This window comes from Bacillus tianshenii, from assembly GCA_020524525.2.
Classification (GTDB): domain Bacteria; phylum Bacillota; class Bacilli; order Bacillales; family Bacillaceae_N; genus Bacillus_AV.
On record CP129018.1, the window covers coordinates 1618128 to 1634750 of the forward strand.

15 protein-coding genes are annotated in these 16623 nt (G+C 34.9%); 3 read left to right on the forward strand and 12 right to left on the reverse strand.

The genetic code is table 11. From position 1 onward, the window contains the following. Window positions 1–2: 2 nt before the first annotated feature. The 11 genes from LC040_08165 to LC040_08215 form a co-directional block, all read right to left on the reverse strand. Complete coding sequence (locus LC040_08165) at window positions 3–1412, reverse strand: Wzz/FepE/Etk N-terminal domain-containing protein (protein WLR52855.1); 1410 nt, start codon at window positions 1410–1412, stop codon at window positions 3–5. A gap of 64 nt (window positions 1413–1476) precedes the next feature. Continuing rightward, window positions 1477–3339 (reverse strand): nucleoside-diphosphate sugar epimerase/dehydratase, encoded by a 1863-nt coding sequence (locus LC040_08170; protein ID WLR52856.1) that lies wholly within the window; start codon window positions 3337–3339, stop codon window positions 1477–1479. A gap of 230 nt (window positions 3340–3569) precedes the next feature. Next, window positions 3570–4661 (reverse strand): UDP-N-acetylglucosamine 2-epimerase (non-hydrolyzing), encoded by a 1092-nt coding sequence (gene wecB / locus LC040_08175; protein WLR52857.1) that lies wholly within the window; start codon window positions 4659–4661, stop codon window positions 3570–3572. Further along, complete coding sequence (locus LC040_08180; GenBank protein WLR52858.1) at window positions 4661–5779, reverse strand: DegT/DnrJ/EryC1/StrS family aminotransferase; 1119 nt, start codon at window positions 5777–5779, stop codon at window positions 4661–4663. Before LC040_08180 ends, wecB begins: the two co-directional genes overlap by 1 nt. Before the next feature lie 14 nt (window positions 5780–5793). Then, window positions 5794–6903 (reverse strand): glycosyltransferase family 4 protein, encoded by a 1110-nt coding sequence (locus LC040_08185; GenBank protein WLR52859.1) that lies wholly within the window; start codon window positions 6901–6903, stop codon window positions 5794–5796. Between the two features lie 72 nt (window positions 6904–6975). Further along, the gene (locus LC040_08190; GenBank protein WLR52860.1) at window positions 6976–8163 is read right to left on the reverse strand and encodes a glycosyltransferase; all 1188 of its coding nucleotides are present in this window, start codon (window positions 8161–8163) and stop codon (window positions 6976–6978) included. 56 nt (window positions 8164–8219) lie between these two features. Next, entirely contained in the window at window positions 8220–9533 is a 1314-nt protein-coding gene (locus tag LC040_08195; GenBank protein WLR53228.1) for a nucleotide sugar dehydrogenase, read from the reverse strand. Between the two features lie 51 nt (window positions 9534–9584). Then, window positions 9585–10601: a Gfo/Idh/MocA family oxidoreductase gene (locus LC040_08200; GenBank protein ID WLR52861.1), complete on the reverse strand. Its 1017-nt coding sequence runs from the start codon at window positions 10599–10601 to the stop codon at window positions 9585–9587. A 69-nt stretch (window positions 10602–10670) separates the two neighbouring features. Continuing rightward, window positions 10671–11831, reverse strand: a complete 1161-nt coding sequence (locus LC040_08205; GenBank protein ID WLR52862.1) for a glycosyltransferase — start codon at window positions 11829–11831, stop codon at window positions 10671–10673. A gap of 3 nt (window positions 11832–11834) precedes the next feature. Then, the gene (locus LC040_08210) at window positions 11835–13172 is read right to left on the reverse strand and encodes a flippase (GenBank protein ID WLR52863.1); all 1338 of its coding nucleotides are present in this window, start codon (window positions 13170–13172) and stop codon (window positions 11835–11837) included. 56 nt (window positions 13173–13228) lie between these two features. Continuing rightward, complete coding sequence (locus LC040_08215; protein ID WLR52864.1) at window positions 13229–13726, reverse strand: winged helix-turn-helix domain-containing protein; 498 nt, start codon at window positions 13724–13726, stop codon at window positions 13229–13231. 320 nt (window positions 13727–14046) lie between these two features. Between LC040_08215 and LC040_08220 the strand changes: the two genes are divergently transcribed. The 3 genes from LC040_08220 (at window position 14047) to LC040_08230 (ending at window position 16428) form a co-directional block, all read left to right on the forward strand. Then, a complete protein-coding gene (locus LC040_08220) occupies window positions 14047–14958 on the forward strand; it encodes a ketopantoate reductase family protein (GenBank protein ID WLR53229.1) in 912 nt (303 codons plus the stop codon). Window positions 14959–15046: 88 nt separating this feature from the next. Beyond that, window positions 15047–16108, forward strand: a complete 1062-nt coding sequence (locus LC040_08225; protein ID WLR52865.1) for a DUF3900 domain-containing protein — start codon at window positions 15047–15049, stop codon at window positions 16106–16108. 17 nt (window positions 16109–16125) lie between these two features. Beyond that, window positions 16126–16428: a hypothetical protein gene (locus tag LC040_08230; GenBank protein WLR52866.1), complete on the forward strand. Its 303-nt coding sequence runs from the start codon at window positions 16126–16128 to the stop codon at window positions 16426–16428. A gap of 48 nt (window positions 16429–16476) precedes the next feature. Here LC040_08230 and LC040_08235 read toward each other — a convergent pair whose 3' ends face one another. Continuing rightward, on the reverse strand, window positions 16477–16623 hold the full coding sequence (locus LC040_08235; protein ID WLR52867.1) for a hypothetical protein: 147 nt from the start codon (window positions 16621–16623) through the stop codon (window positions 16477–16479).

Sequence of the window (16623 nt, forward strand, 5' to 3'; positions counted from 1 at the left end):
CTTTAACTCCTATTTTTCTTAAAGAGACGATGAACTGAATTCAGCTTGTCATAAATCGTGAAATCACTCCAGGACAATTTGTGATGTTCGACATCAAAGAAAAAACCATATACCGATAACTTTTTTTCTGAGACTTTCTTTAATTGATAAATAGCTTCTTGAATTTGCTGCTTTGTCGTATGTTCTTTTTCAATAAGAAGACATACACTATCGATAAAAGGTAATAGAAAGAGCGAATGATTCACCTCTTCCATTGATACAGAGGTAGCCACAACAATCGTATTAAATTCAGCTTGCAAATCTTCAAGCATTTTATTAAAAAAAGAATGGTTATAAAAAAGTTCCTCATCTATTAATTCTTTTGACAAACCTAAGAAAGATAAATTTTTATGAGTAGTGTGGAATAAGCAACTTTTCAATTCTGGTACTTCGCCTTCCCAATGTGCCGGTTCATACGCTAAATTCTTTAATAATTCATGTTCAAACTCATATTTTTTATCAATATGTTTAAGTTTCAATTCTTTCAAATTACTTCCGTTAAAGAAGATTAGCAATGTCTTTTTTCCTGTTTCTGCAATCGAACACGCGAAATCATAGGATATTTTTTGTGTCGCCATTTTACGATGTGGAGCAGAAATTAAATAACGCCTCTTATCCCCTTCTATTGCATATAATAAGGCATAAATTTTCCTCATCATATCCATATACCGATTAAATTTACCCTCATTTAACACTTTAGAATTTTCATTATAAATCATTGCAGACTGAGGAATTGGACCCAATACTGTGTCTCCTATCATTCTCCTTGGAATATGAATGGAAGTAGCCGTAGGATCAATAAAACGTAAAAAAATAGCAAACCCTACCGCCACTATACCTGAAGAGAGACCTGCAATAATGATATTAAAGACAGGCTTGGGCTTTGCTGGTGATATTTTTCTGTCTAAGTCAACCTCATCCAAAATTTCTGCACTTTTCACTGTAATGATATTATTAATTTCTTGAACAAAGACAGTCGCTAATTCATTGGCAACTACTTTTGCAAATTCCGGGTCTTTATCAGTAATTTGTACTGTAATGACTTGTGATTCTTTTACTACGTCTACTTTTACTTTACTAATTAAACTTTCAGGTGACATATTCAGTTCTAAACGGTTGACAACAATGGTAGCAATTTTTTTTGAACGCACAATTTCTGAATATGTATTCATTAGTTTTTGAGTAGCAAGTACATCAACATAATCAAGGCCTCTTGCAAGAGGTGGATTCACTAATATTTTTGTTTTAACTTGATAAACAGGTGTTAAAAAAATATATGAGACTATGCCAGAAACAATCATAGCGAGGAGGGTCGTAAAAAGAATTCGTATTAAATTTTTCTTGATGATTCCCAAAGCTTCATATATATCCATGAAACAACCTCTTTAATCAATATTTGTTTTTGCTTAAGCTGCAACTCTAATAAAATACGCTATCTTATACTGTTGATTTTTTACATGATTTAACTGACTCATTTTCTTCAACAATTTGTTGTAAAGTTGCTTTTATTTCCTTATTACATAAATCACTTTCTATAATTATCATTAATTCATCTAAAGTATTGTCAATTCCAGTTTTGAGTAAAACATCTTTGCTGTCACTAACAAATATTCTATCGTGTTGTGTCACTGTATGTCCTTCATTTTCGGTAAAAAGTTCCTCGTATAACTTTTCTCCTGGCCGAATACCAGAAAAAACAATTTCAATATCCTCGTCTGGCTGGAAACCTGAAAGTTTTATTAAATCACGTGCTAATTTCTCAACCTTAACTGGCTCTCCCATATTAAGGACAAATATTTCTCCTCCCTCTGTAAGAGCCCCTGCTTGTATAACAAGCTGTACAGCCTCAGGGATGGTCATGAAGAAGCGTACCATTTCTGGATGAGTTACTGTAACAGGTCCCCCTTTTTTTATTTGCTCCTTAAAAACATGTACAACACTGCCCCTGCTTCCTAATACATTACCAAACCTTACAGCAGCAAACTTTGTGTCACTTTTATGGTTATAATTTTGGACAATTATTTCAGCAATACGCTTAGTCATTCCCATTGTACTTGTAGGGTTAACTGCTTTATCAGATGAAATCATTATAAAACGATTGATACCAAACCTATCAGAAGCCTCTACTAAATTTAATGTTCCGAAAACATTGTTCTTTATTGCTTCTTTTGGGTTTTCTTCCATTAAAGGTACATGCTTGTGAGCAGCTGTATGAAATACAGCATCAGGTCTGTACTTTTCAAAAATCGAGTCAATATTATCCTTATCTTGAATGTCAGCAATAACTGGGATGTATTCATTTTGAGGGAATTCATAAGACAACTTTAATAAGATAGAGTGGATACTATTTTCACCATGCCCAAGTAGAAGGATCTTTTTTGGATAAAATTGTGATATTTGTCGTGATAATTCGGAACCGATCGAACCACCCGCTCCTGTAATAAGCACCGTCTTATTTGCCACATACTTTTCAATTGATTTTATATCTGTTTGTACCATTTCTCTTCCAAGCAAATCCTCAAGGTGGACATCTCTCATATTACTAATTTTAATTTTCTCTTGAATGACATCACGGATACTTGGTAGGACTTTAACTTTACATGTTGTTTTATTACAAATTTCAATAATTTCTTTTATTAACTTTCTTGATGCTGAAGGCATTGCAATTATAATTAAAGAAATATTGAATTTTTCGACAGCTTCAACAATAGATTCTCGCCCGCCATATACAGAAAGGCCACACAGTTTTAGAGTATGTTTATTACGGTCATCATCAATAAAGGCAACCGGATATACTCCTTCATCTTTTGCATTTTTTAACTGTTGTGCAACATTACGCCCTGCACTTCCTGCTCCTATTATTAAAGCTCTTTGATTATTGTCATTCAATCTATCTTTTTGCTTGACGTATGCATCATTATTTAATCGAACAAGCAAACGCGACCCACCAACACCTAATACAATTAATAGCCAACTAATAATCGGGATGGATAACTCTAAAGATGAACGGTCCATCACATTGGTAAATATAATAAAAGACAATAATGCAAACATAGTTGCTTTAAAGATTGAATACAATTCTCCAATACTAGCATAACTCCACAACCTTTTATAGCTACCAGCCCGATAAAAGAAATACATGTAACAACCAATCATTCCAACAGCTACTAAAAAACTATCATTTATATATTTCTCTGGTATATCCCCGTTATACCTCAGTAATAATGATAGAAAAAAGCTAGCTACAATAATTATAATATCTCCAAGGAAATGAACCTTTTGAATAGAAATATTTTTCATTAGACTTTCCCCTTTTAAATCCCATTCATGAACACTTATAAATTAAAAGTTATTTTGCTCCTTATTTTATTTAAAACATCAGCTATTAATAGAAGGTGCTTTTCACCTTTAACAACAGGTCTATATTCCTAATTCTATTGTTTTACATTTATCTCATTTTATGTCAACATTACCATAATAATAAATTGAATGCGACTTGTAAATGTAAACCTTAATGCCAACATGTAAAATTACACACATTTTTTATTTTCTTTAAAATATCTCAGCATCTCTTGAACAATTCGTTCGGATGCTTTCCCATTTCCATATAGTTCTTCATCATACTCACTTGGTCTCGCACCATTCATTATTGTTGATAAAGAATCTTCCTTAGGATCTACAAGAATATTCCATCCTGATTCTACTGTTTCTACCCATTCTGTTTGTTCACGCAACGTATAACATGGTTTTTTAGCAAAGTAGGCTTCTTTTTGTACTCCTCCAGAATCAGTAACAATTGCATTGGCATGCTTTTCAAGATAAAGCATTTCAAGATATGAAACAGGCTTTATTACTTTGATATGATGAGAATCTTCTAGTAGATAAAGTAGACCGAATTGTTCTAATTTTTGTTTCGTTCGTGGGTGGAGTGGTAAAATAATCTGTCGTTTAACTTCATTTAAAGAACGAAAAATAGCTTCTAAACGAGCAGCATTATCTGTATTTTCAGCTCGATGAATTGTAACTAGCATATATGTCCTGTCTTCTAACCCAAATTGCTGTAGAGTGAATTTCTTTTCTGCAATGCGCATATTATACAGAACAGCATCATTCATGACATCTCCTACTAAATGCACGTTTTCGGTAATATTTTCTTTTTCCAAATTTCTAACCGACTGAATTGTTGGAGCAAACAAAATAGTCGAAATGTGGTCTGTTAGAATTCGATTCACTTCTTCTGGCATTTGTTTATTAAAACTTCTAAGGCCTGCTTCAATATGAACAAGAGGAATATGAAGTTTGCTTGCCACAAGAGCCCCAGCTAAAGTTGAATTTGTATCACCATACACTAAAATGCCATCCGGCTTCTCTTGTAATACAATTTCCTCAATTTTCTGCATCATCATTCCGGTTTGCGTTCCATGCCCCCCGGAACCTACTGTAAGATTATAATCTGGCTGAGGTATGTTTAGCTCATCAAAGAAGACACCTGACATATTATGATCATAATGCTGACCAGTGTGAACCAAAATTTCTTGAAAATACTTTCGAAGCACTCTTGATACAGAGGCTACTTTTATAAATTGTGGGCGAGCCCCTACTATCGTTAGTATTTTTTTCATTAAGAAAACTCCTCATAAAACGCAGTAATTTTATCAACTATATATATCTGTTGCTCAGCTGTTAATTCTGGGTACATTGGTAAAGAAAGCACTTCCTCACATGCTTGTTCAGTAATAGGCAGATCGCCTTCTTTGTAGCCTAATTCTGCAAATACTGGCTGTAAATGAAGTGGCTTAGGGTAATAAACCATCGAAGCAATACCTTGGCTTTTCAAATATACCTGTAAATCGTTACGTTTCGGCAAACGAAGCGTATATTGATGGAAAATATGCTTGTTGTACGCTGGAATATGTGGGGTGGTAACAATTTCACTTAACCTTTTCGATAATAACTCTGTATAATAAGCTGCCTTTTCGCGGCGCTGTTCACTCCACATATCTAAATAAGGTAGCTTTACATCTAAGATTGCAGCCTGCACTTCATCTAAACGGCTATTGTAGCCTAGAACATGATGATAGTACTTCGGTTTGCTTCCATGAACGCGGAGAACGCGGATCTTTTCTGCAACCTCATCATTTGCCGTTACAATCATCCCTCCATCTCCATATGCCCCTAAGTTTTTGGTTGGAAAAAAGCTATAACAAGCGGTCGTTCCTAATTCCCCCACTCTCCTTCCTTTATATTCTGCACCAATGGCTTGAGCTGCGTCCTCAATGATGGCTAACCCATTTTCCTGTGCGATTTCAATAATTGGATCCATATCAGCTGTTTGCCCATACAAATGAACAGGGAGGATTGCTTTTGTTTTGTCGGTTAATGCTTCTTTAATCTTTGCTGGATCAATATTATATGTATCAGGTTGAATATCAACGAAAACCGGTTTAGCACCAATACGAGCAATGGCACCTGCGGTTGCAAAAAAAGTAAACGCTGGTGCAATAACTTCGTCTCCTTCTTGAACACCGCACCCTAATAAAGACAAATGAAGAGCATCACTACCACTAGCTACACCGATTCCATTTCCTACATTGCTATAATCAGCAATCTTTTCCTCTAATGTTTTTACATTCTTTCCAAGAATAAATTGAGATGAAGACATGACATCTTCTAATGCTGTTAAGATATCTGGCTTTAGCGTTTTATATTGCATGGATAAATCAAGCATTGGAATATTCATTGAATCACTCCACCTTATAAAGTAGTTTCAATCTTTTTATATAAATCAATTAATTTACTACTTTCTAACTCCCAATTATATTTTTCTTCCACAGAATTCCTACCGTTTTCCCCCATTTGAATAGCTTCTTGGGGATTAAGCACAATTTGTTCAATTGCGCTTGCTACCTCTGTAACATTATTTGGTTCAACAGTCATTCCCGCTCGACTTTCATTTATTACCTTTTTATAAAGCGGGAAATTTGAAGTAATTACGGGTACTTTCAAAGCCATATATTCAAATATTTTTGTAGGATATGATTCCATATAATTTGGAATAGGTTTAAGTACTGCTAAACCCAATTTAGCCCCTTCTACAATTTTATAGGCATCAGGCGCATTAAGACGGCCATAAAATTGAACCAGCTCTTGAATCCCAAGTCGTTCGCATTGTTGCTCAATTTTCTTAAAACATTCTTCCGTATAATTTCCAATACACTTAAACTGAATATGAATATTTCTTTCTTTCAAAATGGCTAATGCTTCTAATATAATGAAAATCCCTCTTACTTCAGAGACGCTTCCCAAATAAACAATATAATCTTTACTAAAAGGTTTTTTCGGTATCGGAAAAAGATTAATATCAGGGAAGTTCTTAACAGTTATTTTCTTGTGAAAGTTTTTATATAATTTATTATAGGAATCCTCAGCTAAAATAATATAAAATAAATGACAAACAGTTAATTCAAACATTCTGTACAGAAAGCTAACCAATTTTCGAAATGGCAGCCATTTTTTATTTAAAATTTGTCCCGCCACATTTTCATGAATATCATAAATCACTTTTTTTCCTTTTAAACGTAGTAATATACCTATGGGAATTAATTCAGGGTCATGAAAATGATAGACATCTGCATCCTCTTTTATTGCCATTCTGTAACATTTCCAGGTTAGTTTCGTAATTCTGTTTAATCGGTCTTTAGGGCGAGGTAATGCAATAACACGGACACCATCGATATTTTCATCCTTTTCATGTTGAATAATATACGAGACTTCATACCCATTTTTAAGTAATGATTTCACTTCTTTATGAAAAATTCGCACATCAAAAATAGGATGAACTGAGCTTAACACACACACTTTCATAGCTTTTCTGAACCTGCCTTCTTGTTTTAAAGCGATCTATTATTGTCGAGGCCTAGATCTAATAAGACTCTCTTAATTAACCGCATTTTCAATAATGGTTATTTCCTTCTGAATTCTTTCTCCCCACGCTAGAAATACTTCTTTAGATGTTAAGCTTGCTTCACTTTTGAGTGAATGAACCAATTTTTCATTTTGTATTAGCTCTGCTATCACTTGCTGTCCTTCGTCCATGTTATTTACAAGAAATCCATTTTTTCCATTTTTTAGCACGTTATCTGTACTATGATCATTAAGAGTTAAAATTACGCCGCCATTAGTTAAAGCTTCAATAAGGACATTTCCTAAGTTTGAAAGCCGATAAAATGATAACACCGCTAATGAATTTCGGTAATAGTAGTTTAATTGTCTTTGGTTCAATGTTCCTACATATTGAACATACTTATCTAAGCCTAACTTTCGAACTTTCTCTTGTAGCTCTTCCCAATAGGCTTCTTCTTTAATATGACCTGCAAAATGTAAATACACATCATCATTTCCGTGTTCATGCACTCGTTTTAAAAGTTCAATCGCTTTATGTTGTTGTTTCCAACGTGCAATCCTTGCTGGAAAGAAGAGAACTTTATCAGGTAATCTGAATTGTTTTTCTTCCATTTGCTTATGAATAACTGCTTTATCAACCCCGTTTAACCAAAAGTAAAAATTATAATTTGGTTTAGGGTTCATCATTTTTCTAACATAATCACCTCGTGTACCATCATTGGTTATTAATAAAAATTCCTTATTTAACCTATATGCTAACGATTCTAAAGGATGCTTTAACATCACTTTAAATTTTCCCTGTTTTTCTAATCTTTCAGCAAAAAACGTTCCGTATAGTCTCAAACCGCAAGGAATACGCATCATATTTGCGGCTATATTTCCAAACGTGCCAAAACTACCGTGACAATAAACAAAATCGTACTTTTTTTGTTTCATAACCTTTATAAGCTGAGATAATATTTTGCTAGAGTTCGTACCTCTCTCGAATCCTTTTAATTTTAAAGGATGAAGATAAAAGTCACTTTTTATCAGCCATTCAACTTGAATGTTTAAGTTGAGGTGACTTTCTGTTATCCCAATAAAAAAATCTACTTGATGTCCTGCCTGAATAAGTCCTTGCAGAGGTTTGATAAATGCAGGCATTCCTTTTGATTCACTATTGCCTTCAACAATTAAATCACGAAAGCCACTCCATAACGGGGTTACATATAATATCCTCATATTTCGCCTCTCAACCATTCATTTCTATTTAAATAAACTTACACCAAAATTCAATATTATAAGGAATATAACTTTCCATGAGATTCTTTCTTCAACACATTTTTTGTATCAAAGATAACTTGGGCATGGTTTGTAATCATCCTTATGTCCATAATGCTGTGATCAGTTGTAATCAGTGTTAAATCTGCCTCTTGTAGCAACGTTACATCCAGCTCATTGTGAGTATCTACCCATTCACCTGCTAATTTAAATCTATTCACATAAGGATCAACAACGCTCCATTCCGTACCTGCATCACTTAATAATTCCAGAATTGGGATAACAGGGGACTCACGCCAATCATCGATATCCTTTTTATATGCCACACCAAGCACAAGAATTTTTGAGCCATTTAATGCTTTTCCTTCTTTATTGAGAATATGCATCATACGGTTAACAACAAACTCTGGCATACTGTTATTAATTTCACCAGCAGTTTCAATTAATCGGGTGTGATAATTATATTCCCTTGCTTTCCAAGTTAAATACCATGGGTCAATCGGAATACAATGCCCGCCTACACCTGGTCCTGGATAAAAAGGCATAAATCCATATGGCTTTGTAGCTGCGGCATCAATAACTTCCCAAACGTTAATTCCCATTTTATTGCAAAGGATTGCCATCTCATTTGCAAGTGCAATATTAATATTTCGAAATGTGTTTTCAAGAATTTTTTCCATTTCTGCTACTGCTGGACTACTTACTTCATGTACCTCTCCTTTAAGAACATTACGATACATTGCTGCTGCTACTTCTGTGCACGTGGCGGTTACTCCCCCAACAACTTTTGGAGTGTTCTTCGTCTTGAAGAATTGATTTCCGGGGTCGACACGTTCTGGAGAATAGGCAATAAAGAAATCTTCCCCACACGTTAAACCGGTTGATTCAAAAATAGGCTTTAACACCTCTTCTGTTGTCCCAGGATATGTTGTACTTTCTAATACAACTAACATCCCTTTATGTAAATATTTCGAAATTTCTGTTGCTGAACTTACAACATATGACGTATCGGGCTGCTTATAGATATCGAGTGGTGTCGGAACACAAATCGCAACCGCATCAACCTGTGAAACTTTTGAGTAATCTGTTGTTGCTTGAAAGTTTCCTGTCTCTACTAGTTCAGCTAACTCCTCATCTACAACATCGCCAATATAATTCACACCTTGATTAACCATATCGACCCGTTTTTGTTGGATATCGAATCCAATAACTTGATAGCCTGCCTTTGCCTTTTCGACCGCTAATGGCAAACCAACATACCCTAACCCAACTACTCCAATAATTGCCTCTTTTTCTCTTAATTTACATAATAATTGGTCTGCAAAAGAAATGGTCTTCATATTGTCCCCCTTAAAATGAATATCCATCTAGAATTTTGTATCTTATGAAATAAGTACACGTTCATTAGATTGGGCAGATTGATATAGTGCCAAGACAAGTTCCAATGCCTTCCTTCCATCTGTTCCTGTAATAATTGGTTCTCTACTATCCTCTATTGCATGTACCATATCTTCAATTATCCATTGATGACCTGGTTTTCCAAATGGGTCCTTTTGGATGGTCTGTTTAAGGTGACTTACTTCTTCTTCACTCATTGATGCCAAATTCCAATGTTCAATGAGATTGGCAGTTGTTCCACCAATTTTTACAGTACCAGTCTCACCAAAGATACTTAACGTTTCTTCTAAATTTGTTGGATAAATTGTCGTAGCTGCTTCTATTACGCCAAGTGCACCATTTTTAAACTTTGTGACACCTACTGATACATCTTCTGCCTCTATCATACGTAAGCGGGTAGCGTCCATACTAAACACTTCTTGTACGTCCCCAATTAACCACAAAATTAAATCAAGATTATGAATAGCTTGGTTCATCAACACCCCACCATCAAGATTTTTTGTTCCTCGCCAGTCTGCTTGATCAAAATAAGCTTGATTGCGATTCCATCTGACAGTTGCATTTACATGACTAATTTTTCCAAGTAATTTCTTCTCAAGTACTTTTTTTAATTCAATAATCGCAGGCCGAAATCGATTCGGATGAACGACAGCTAGCTTTACTCCGTATTCATTACATGTATTAATCATACGATCAGCATCAGTAAGGGTTAACGCCATTGGCTTCTCTACAACAATGTGTTTTTTTGTTTTTGCTACTTCTATTGCTATTGGTGCGTGAGTACCGCTCGGTGTACAAATGTTTACGACCTCTACCTCTTGATTGTCTAAAAGAGCTTCTAATTCTGTGTATGCTTTTGCACCAAATTCTTTCGTGAAAAATTCCATATTTTGATGAACTTTATCACATACAGCAACTAGTTTTGCTCCTTCGCATTTTTCAATCGCTTCAGCATGCTTTTTAGCAATATGTCCACACCCAACAATGGCAAAATTAACCATTTATTTCCCTCCTTGCGTTCGCTTCTAATTGTTAATTGACATGTAATAATTAACCTAAAGAGTATTTCACTACATAGATAGCAAACTTTCATAACATTGTCTTATTTGCTTAACTACTGCTTTTTCACTAAACCTTGCTTCACAATCCTTTCTAATCATCTCACTGTCATACAGGTGAAAATTATCTTTTAAATACGTTAATGCATTCTGTAATTCATCTACACTCTCATTTTTCACTAAAATTCCAACTGTTTCATTTACAATCATTTCTGGGCCTCCACAAGCTGTCGCAATAATGGGTTTTCCGCAAGCTAAGGCTTCAATATAAACGATTCCAAATGTTTCATAACGACTAGCTAATACAAAAGCATGACATTGACCCATTTGTTGTATGACCTGCTCACGAGACAGAGAACCTAGAAAAATAATTTGGTTGTGCATATCTAATTCATTAACGAGATTCTCTAACTTTATTCTTTCCTTTCCATCCCCACCAATTACTAATTCCACATTCTCACCTTTAAATGCTGTGGCAAATGCTCTTATTAGGAGGTCCATTCCCTTGTTATAAGTTAAAAAAGCAACAGACAAAAAGCGAAAGGGAGAATTTTGGGTTTTTAAATTAGTATTGTCCTCTCGTTTAAAAACATCGACATTCACAATATTAGGTATAACATCTATTGGAACTCCATTTGTAATCCTTCTCATATCTTTTTTTAGAGTCGGACTAACTGCAATGAGCTTACCTGTTGACTTGAAAGCCTTTGTTATTAACTTCTCTTGATAAGGATTCAGTGATTTCCTTCCAATTGATGAAGAATGTTCGGTAATTACAAATGGTATATTCTCTTCTTTTGCAAGCTTGGCTGCTACTATTCCTGCCCAGTTACAAGCATGGGCATGAATAATATCTGGCTTTCCATATGTTTGGACAGCTAATGAATAAATTTTCTTTAAGCGAAGATAACGAATAAAATACGGTACATACGGGACTCCAAGGAAATAGTTGTAACCATTGTAACGAAAGGTATTAAGAATCCCTTCTCTGTTGAAAACAACTCCTTTCCCCTCTTTGTATTTTCCTAAGCGCTTGATACTCCACATATCTGTATACAACACAGTGACATCCATCCCATGTCTTTGAAGAGCTTGAGCTTGCTCTTGAAAAAAAACTCCTCTAATTGGCTTAGACTTGATTGGATACCATGAAGGTACGATAAAAACACGCATTATCTATGACGCCCTTCTTATTTTCGGTTTTAGTTTTAACAAATAGTTTTGATAGGCTTTCAGGTCTTTTTGGTTAACTAAAAGAAAAGTATGGATTGGTTTACCTGTTATTTTTTTAAAAATCACTAACTTAATGACCCAATCCATGCTATATGTTATGGAAGTGGCAATCGCCGCTCCATAAATACCTAGAATTGGAACTAGAATAATGTTTAAAAGAAGATTTGAGGTAACTGTTAAGATAGCTACATACATATTAATTTCTGGTTTTCCTCTGCCTGCAAGATCATTTGAAATTACTTTTACCGAGGAACCAAGAACAATCCCAAGGACAAGGAATTTTAATACTTGTGAACTCTGCTGATATTCTTCTCCGAACAATAATAAAATAAAAATATCTGATAATAAGATAAGTGCAACTCCAACTAAAATCGCTAAAAATAAGATGTTCCTATTCACCATTGATGTTAGTTCATTTCTTTCTTCTTCATTTGTAATGGAAGATATTTTTGGAAACAGCACACTTGACACTGCCTCTGAAACAACCCAAATCTTTTCAGTTATACTCACTGCCACAACATAGAACCCAACAGCTAACGGGCCTAAAAAAAATGAAATAACAAATAAATCTGCACGATAATTTAGGAATGCCATAATATTGCTAAGATGAGCTTTCAATCCAAATGTTAAAGATGATTTTAGATAAACTGTTGATAGTTTTCCGTTCAACAAACTAAAATCATATTTTTGTTTCAGTAGGCTGAAGGTTAGGATTAAAGTAAGAACATGCCCAAATGCATATGAAAGAAGGGCAGCTTTCAAACCTAGAGAAAAAATAATTAACGTAATGAAAACTAATAAAAAATTTCCAAGTTGTCCAATTAAGATAATAGAATTGAATGATTTAAAATCTTGCATTCCATGAAAAATCGCATTTAAAAATTTTTTTAAAAATAAAATAGGGATAAGAGACAGCATAGTGAACAAATAGGTTTCGGAAGCACCTGGAAACAATTCAGTTGAAAAAAATGCGATTACAATAAAACCAATTAAAGCAGAAAAAGCACTTAAATAGACAGCCAGCAGAATATTCGTTTTGATAATATCTTGTAAGTTATATTGAGCTTTACCAATGTAGTAAACTGACGATACACCAACGCCCATATTTAAGAAGGTTGCTAACATTGTTGGCAATAAAATAATTAACGCATATAAGCCTTGTCGTTCTGGACCGAGCGTTCTTGCGATAATAATTGTTAACCCTAAACCTAGTAATATCCCAATGACTTGACGGCTTAATGTTAAAAGAATATTCTTAAAAAACATCTTATTTGTAGTCATTATCCACTCTCTTTTGACAGTTTATATATTTTGTTGAGGATTTAACGTCCTATGTATTATTTTATTTCATTACCCCAAATCACAAGGGCTTTTTCTTGTATAAACTTTTGCTGTAATTTTTCAAATTCAATTTGTGATAAAACAAGTGTTCGAATCTTTCGTTCTATTAGACTTTCTGATTTATTTACTAATTTTTCAAGATATGTTTTATCTACATCCCCAATAACCACTAAATCAATTAATCCCGAATCAATTCCTTTTGCGTAGTCTCCAGTAATTAATGCGAGGTCTACATCTCCTAACTTTTCAACAATACCTTCGATTAATTTATCAATTCCAATATACTTCTTTACAATGGTATGTAAATCAACAAAAAGGCTATGCTTTTTGTTTGCTTTGTAAACCTTTTTCCGACCATCTGAGGTCGTTTCTAATAAACCTGCCTCCATTAACCGGTTTAGTTCAACACGAATAGAATTTGTTGATTCCCCTAACTCTTCCGCCAAACTACGAAGGTAGGACTCTGTGTCAGTATTTAGAAAAAACTTTAACATTAATTTAATCCTAGTTTTTGACGTGATTAAATAATCTAACAAATGTTCCACCCTCTATAAATATGATTAAATTAAAAATTTTTAATACGAGTAATATTTTTACTCATATTCATTTTTATGTCAATAGTCCTGTGTTTATTTTTATTTTATTACAAATAATACTATTATTACCTATTAAATAGCACTATATTATCACTAAACATTATTGAGCATATTAAAAGGTATAATACATAGAAATATTAGAGCACCTCCATCACACCCTTTGTCGTTTCCCCGCATAAATGCTACAATTTTATAAAAACATATGATGAGGTGACATGATGAATATCGTCGTTTTAGGAGCCGGCGCATTGGGGGCTTATTTCGGGGGAAGATGGCAGGAAGCTGGACAGGAAGTACAGTTTCTTGTTCGTGAAAGACGTGCTGCCGAGTTAAAGGAAAACGGGCTTACGATACATAGTGTACAAGGTGATTATGAACTTGAAAAGTTGAACATTGTTCAGTCAGTAGATGAAATTGAAAAAGTTGATCTCGTTCTACTTGCAGTTAAAGGCTACCATTTAACAGGGACAATCCCACATTTGAAAGAGCTTGTCCATAAAGGTGCTAAAGTGCTCCCTGTATTAAATGGAATTGAGCATATTGATATTTTAAAAGAAGAGTTAGGTGAAGAAGCGGTCATTGGCGGGCTTTGCTTTATTATTGCGACTTTGAATGAAAAAGGTCATGTGTCTCATACAAGCAAACAGCATGACATCGTTTTTGGAGCTCTGCACCCATCACAGCAAGAGCTTTGCGAGGATTTAGCTGGAATTAGCGAGACTGCTAATATGATTAGTAGACATAGTGATGATATTTTAAAAGACTTATGGAAGAAATATATGTTCATTTCCGCCTTTTCTGGCGTAACTGCAGCAGGAAACTTTCCAATCGGAACCGTTCGCAACAACCCTTCAACATTCCAGTTGGCAAGCAATGTGCTTCTTGAAATGAAGCAGCTAGCAAATGTTTATGATATTCCACTATCGGATGAACATGTTGATAAAGCGACTGAACAGCTGAACAGCTTTCCGGATGAAGCAACTTCCTCGATGCATCAAGACCGACGGAAAGGATTGACACTTGAAGTCGAACATTTACATGGCGGTGCCATTCGTTTAGCGCAGAAAGCTGACCTCAAGCTTCCTTACATTGAAACATTATATGCATTAATTAAACCATACGAAAATTAATTTCTTCCCCTTTTGCCTTTATGCTTTGGTAAAAGGGGTTTTAATTTGGTAAACTTTTTATGTTATTTAGATGAAAGAGGGAATGACGATGGATTTTGATATACAGTTTTTATCTTTTTTCGTAGTTGAAGGAACAGAACAAGCTGATAAAACCTATAAACATTATCAAACGCTACATACAGAGGAGTATTTAAACAGTGCCTTGCAGCCTTTTTTAGATGGCGAATTAATGAAGATCACAAAACGAAAAGTTGAAAGACATCCAAAATCACCTCAAGCACCGACAAAAATCGGCCGTTTTATCGTTGAGGAAGGGTACAATTTTGACACAAACCCAAACTTTAACCAATTTAACCGTGTTCGAGAGGCACAAACTAAAGAAGCATTCGAGCAGGCAAGTGTTGAGCTAGTCAAAGCTTACATGGATACGAGCGCAATCCGTGGTGGTGCATTAATCATTGTTAGAGCCAAGCTGAACAAATACTTTGATGAGCCATTTGTTTTTCTATTAAAATGTGACTTCGAACCGAAGGTGGCTTCCATTACAGATGAACAAAGCTTGATTCATCAAGTCGAAATGGCGATTACAACAAAAAATATGAAATCAATTCAATATCCTTATATGCCTGAAGAAGGAATGGTTGAAGAAGGAGAATTGAAGATTCATCAATCCTCACATGCAAATTACTTTGAAGACTTTTTAAAGTTTGTTTCCTATGAGGAGCCGATGCCCCACATTATGAAAAACCAAGTCATGGGGATGGTTCAACAGCATATTTCCGAAAGCTATGAAGAAAACAGTGAAGCACAATCCTCTTTCAAAAAAGACTTAGAAGTTTGGGAAACGAGTCCTGAAAGAGAAATACGTGAACATTTAACAACTGAACAAGTGAGTGAAGCGACTTCATACCTTATTGAACAAACGCCTGATGTCGACTTAAAAATGAAGGTTGACCATATCGCGATAAAAGCACTGTTATCAGATTTCGCTGAGCAAATTCACATTGCAAAAGTGAACGGTCGTTATGTTCTGTTGATTGAAGGTGATACGATTTCATTTGATAAACAAAGCTATTCACCGGTTGAATTTCTACGGCCTGATGAATTACATGAAGTCGTTGATAAAATTGTAAAAAAGAATCTAATGTAGAAGTGAGGTGAGAAGCCATGACAGAAGACATACATCAAAAGTTAACCATCGTTCTCGAAGACTGGACAATGATGCAAAAGACTTCAGGTGATGAAGGTGCAGAATGGGCAGAACGGTTTGAGAAGCATTTCTACGAGTGGATTGAAGAATTGAAAGCAGCATGGCATAGTCTTGATGATAGACCTAAGACAATTGAAGATGCTGAATCACTCCCTGAGATTGAGGAGTTAATCGATCGTTTACCAGGCCCGCTACAGTTAAACTTTTTAACAGAGCTTGAAGAGATTGTCGAAGGGGAAGAATCCCTCAGATATGACTAATGTAAAAAAAAGCAAGAGGACTAAATACAGTCAGTCCTCTTGCTTTCTTTAAATGAAACCGAGTACAAGTGCCACTGTTAGGACAACAGCAGAAATGATTTTTACAAGTAGGGGCGTATACTCGCTCCCCTTCTCATTAATACGCTCTTCTTCCTTTTGGACATATTCATGTTGATTACGATTACAACATGCCAT

Excerpts from the sequence above, each read along its gene's own strand:
- LC040_08165 (WLR52855.1), bottom strand. The coding sequence starts at position 1,412 with ATGGATATATATGAAGCTTTGGGAATCATCAAGAAAAATTTAATACGA.
- LC040_08170 (WLR52856.1), bottom strand. The coding sequence starts at position 3,339 with ATGAAAAATATTTCTATTCAAAAGGTTCATTTCCTTGGAGATATTATA.
- wecB (WLR52857.1), bottom strand. The coding sequence starts at position 4,661 with ATGAAAAAAATACTAACGATAGTAGGGGCTCGCCCACAATTTATAAAA.
- LC040_08180 (WLR52858.1), bottom strand. The coding sequence starts at position 5,779 with ATGAATATTCCAATGCTTGATTTATCCATGCAATATAAAACGCTAAAG.
- LC040_08185 (WLR52859.1), bottom strand. The coding sequence starts at position 6,903 with ATGAAAGTGTGTGTGTTAAGCTCAGTTCATCCTATTTTTGATGTGCGA.
- LC040_08190 (WLR52860.1), bottom strand. The coding sequence starts at position 8,163 with ATGAGGATATTATATGTAACCCCGTTATGGAGTGGCTTTCGTGATTTA.
- LC040_08200 (WLR52861.1), bottom strand. The coding sequence starts at position 10,601 with ATGGTTAATTTTGCCATTGTTGGGTGTGGACATATTGCTAAAAAGCAT.
- LC040_08205 (WLR52862.1), bottom strand. The coding sequence starts at position 11,831 with ATGCGTGTTTTTATCGTACCTTCATGGTATCCAATCAAGTCTAAGCCA.
- LC040_08210 (WLR52863.1), bottom strand. The coding sequence starts at position 13,172 with ATGACTACAAATAAGATGTTTTTTAAGAATATTCTTTTAACATTAAGC.
- LC040_08215 (WLR52864.1), bottom strand. The coding sequence starts at position 13,726 with ATGTTAAAGTTTTTTCTAAATACTGACACAGAGTCCTACCTTCGTAGT.
- LC040_08220 (WLR53229.1), top strand. The coding sequence starts at position 14,047 with ATGAATATCGTCGTTTTAGGAGCCGGCGCATTGGGGGCTTATTTCGGG.
- LC040_08225 (WLR52865.1), top strand. The coding sequence starts at position 15,047 with ATGGATTTTGATATACAGTTTTTATCTTTTTTCGTAGTTGAAGGAACA.
- LC040_08230 (WLR52866.1), top strand. The coding sequence starts at position 16,126 with ATGACAGAAGACATACATCAAAAGTTAACCATCGTTCTCGAAGACTGG.
- LC040_08235 (WLR52867.1), bottom strand. The coding sequence starts at position 16,623 with ATGGCATGTTGTAATCGTAATCAACATGAATATGTCCAAAAGGAAGAA.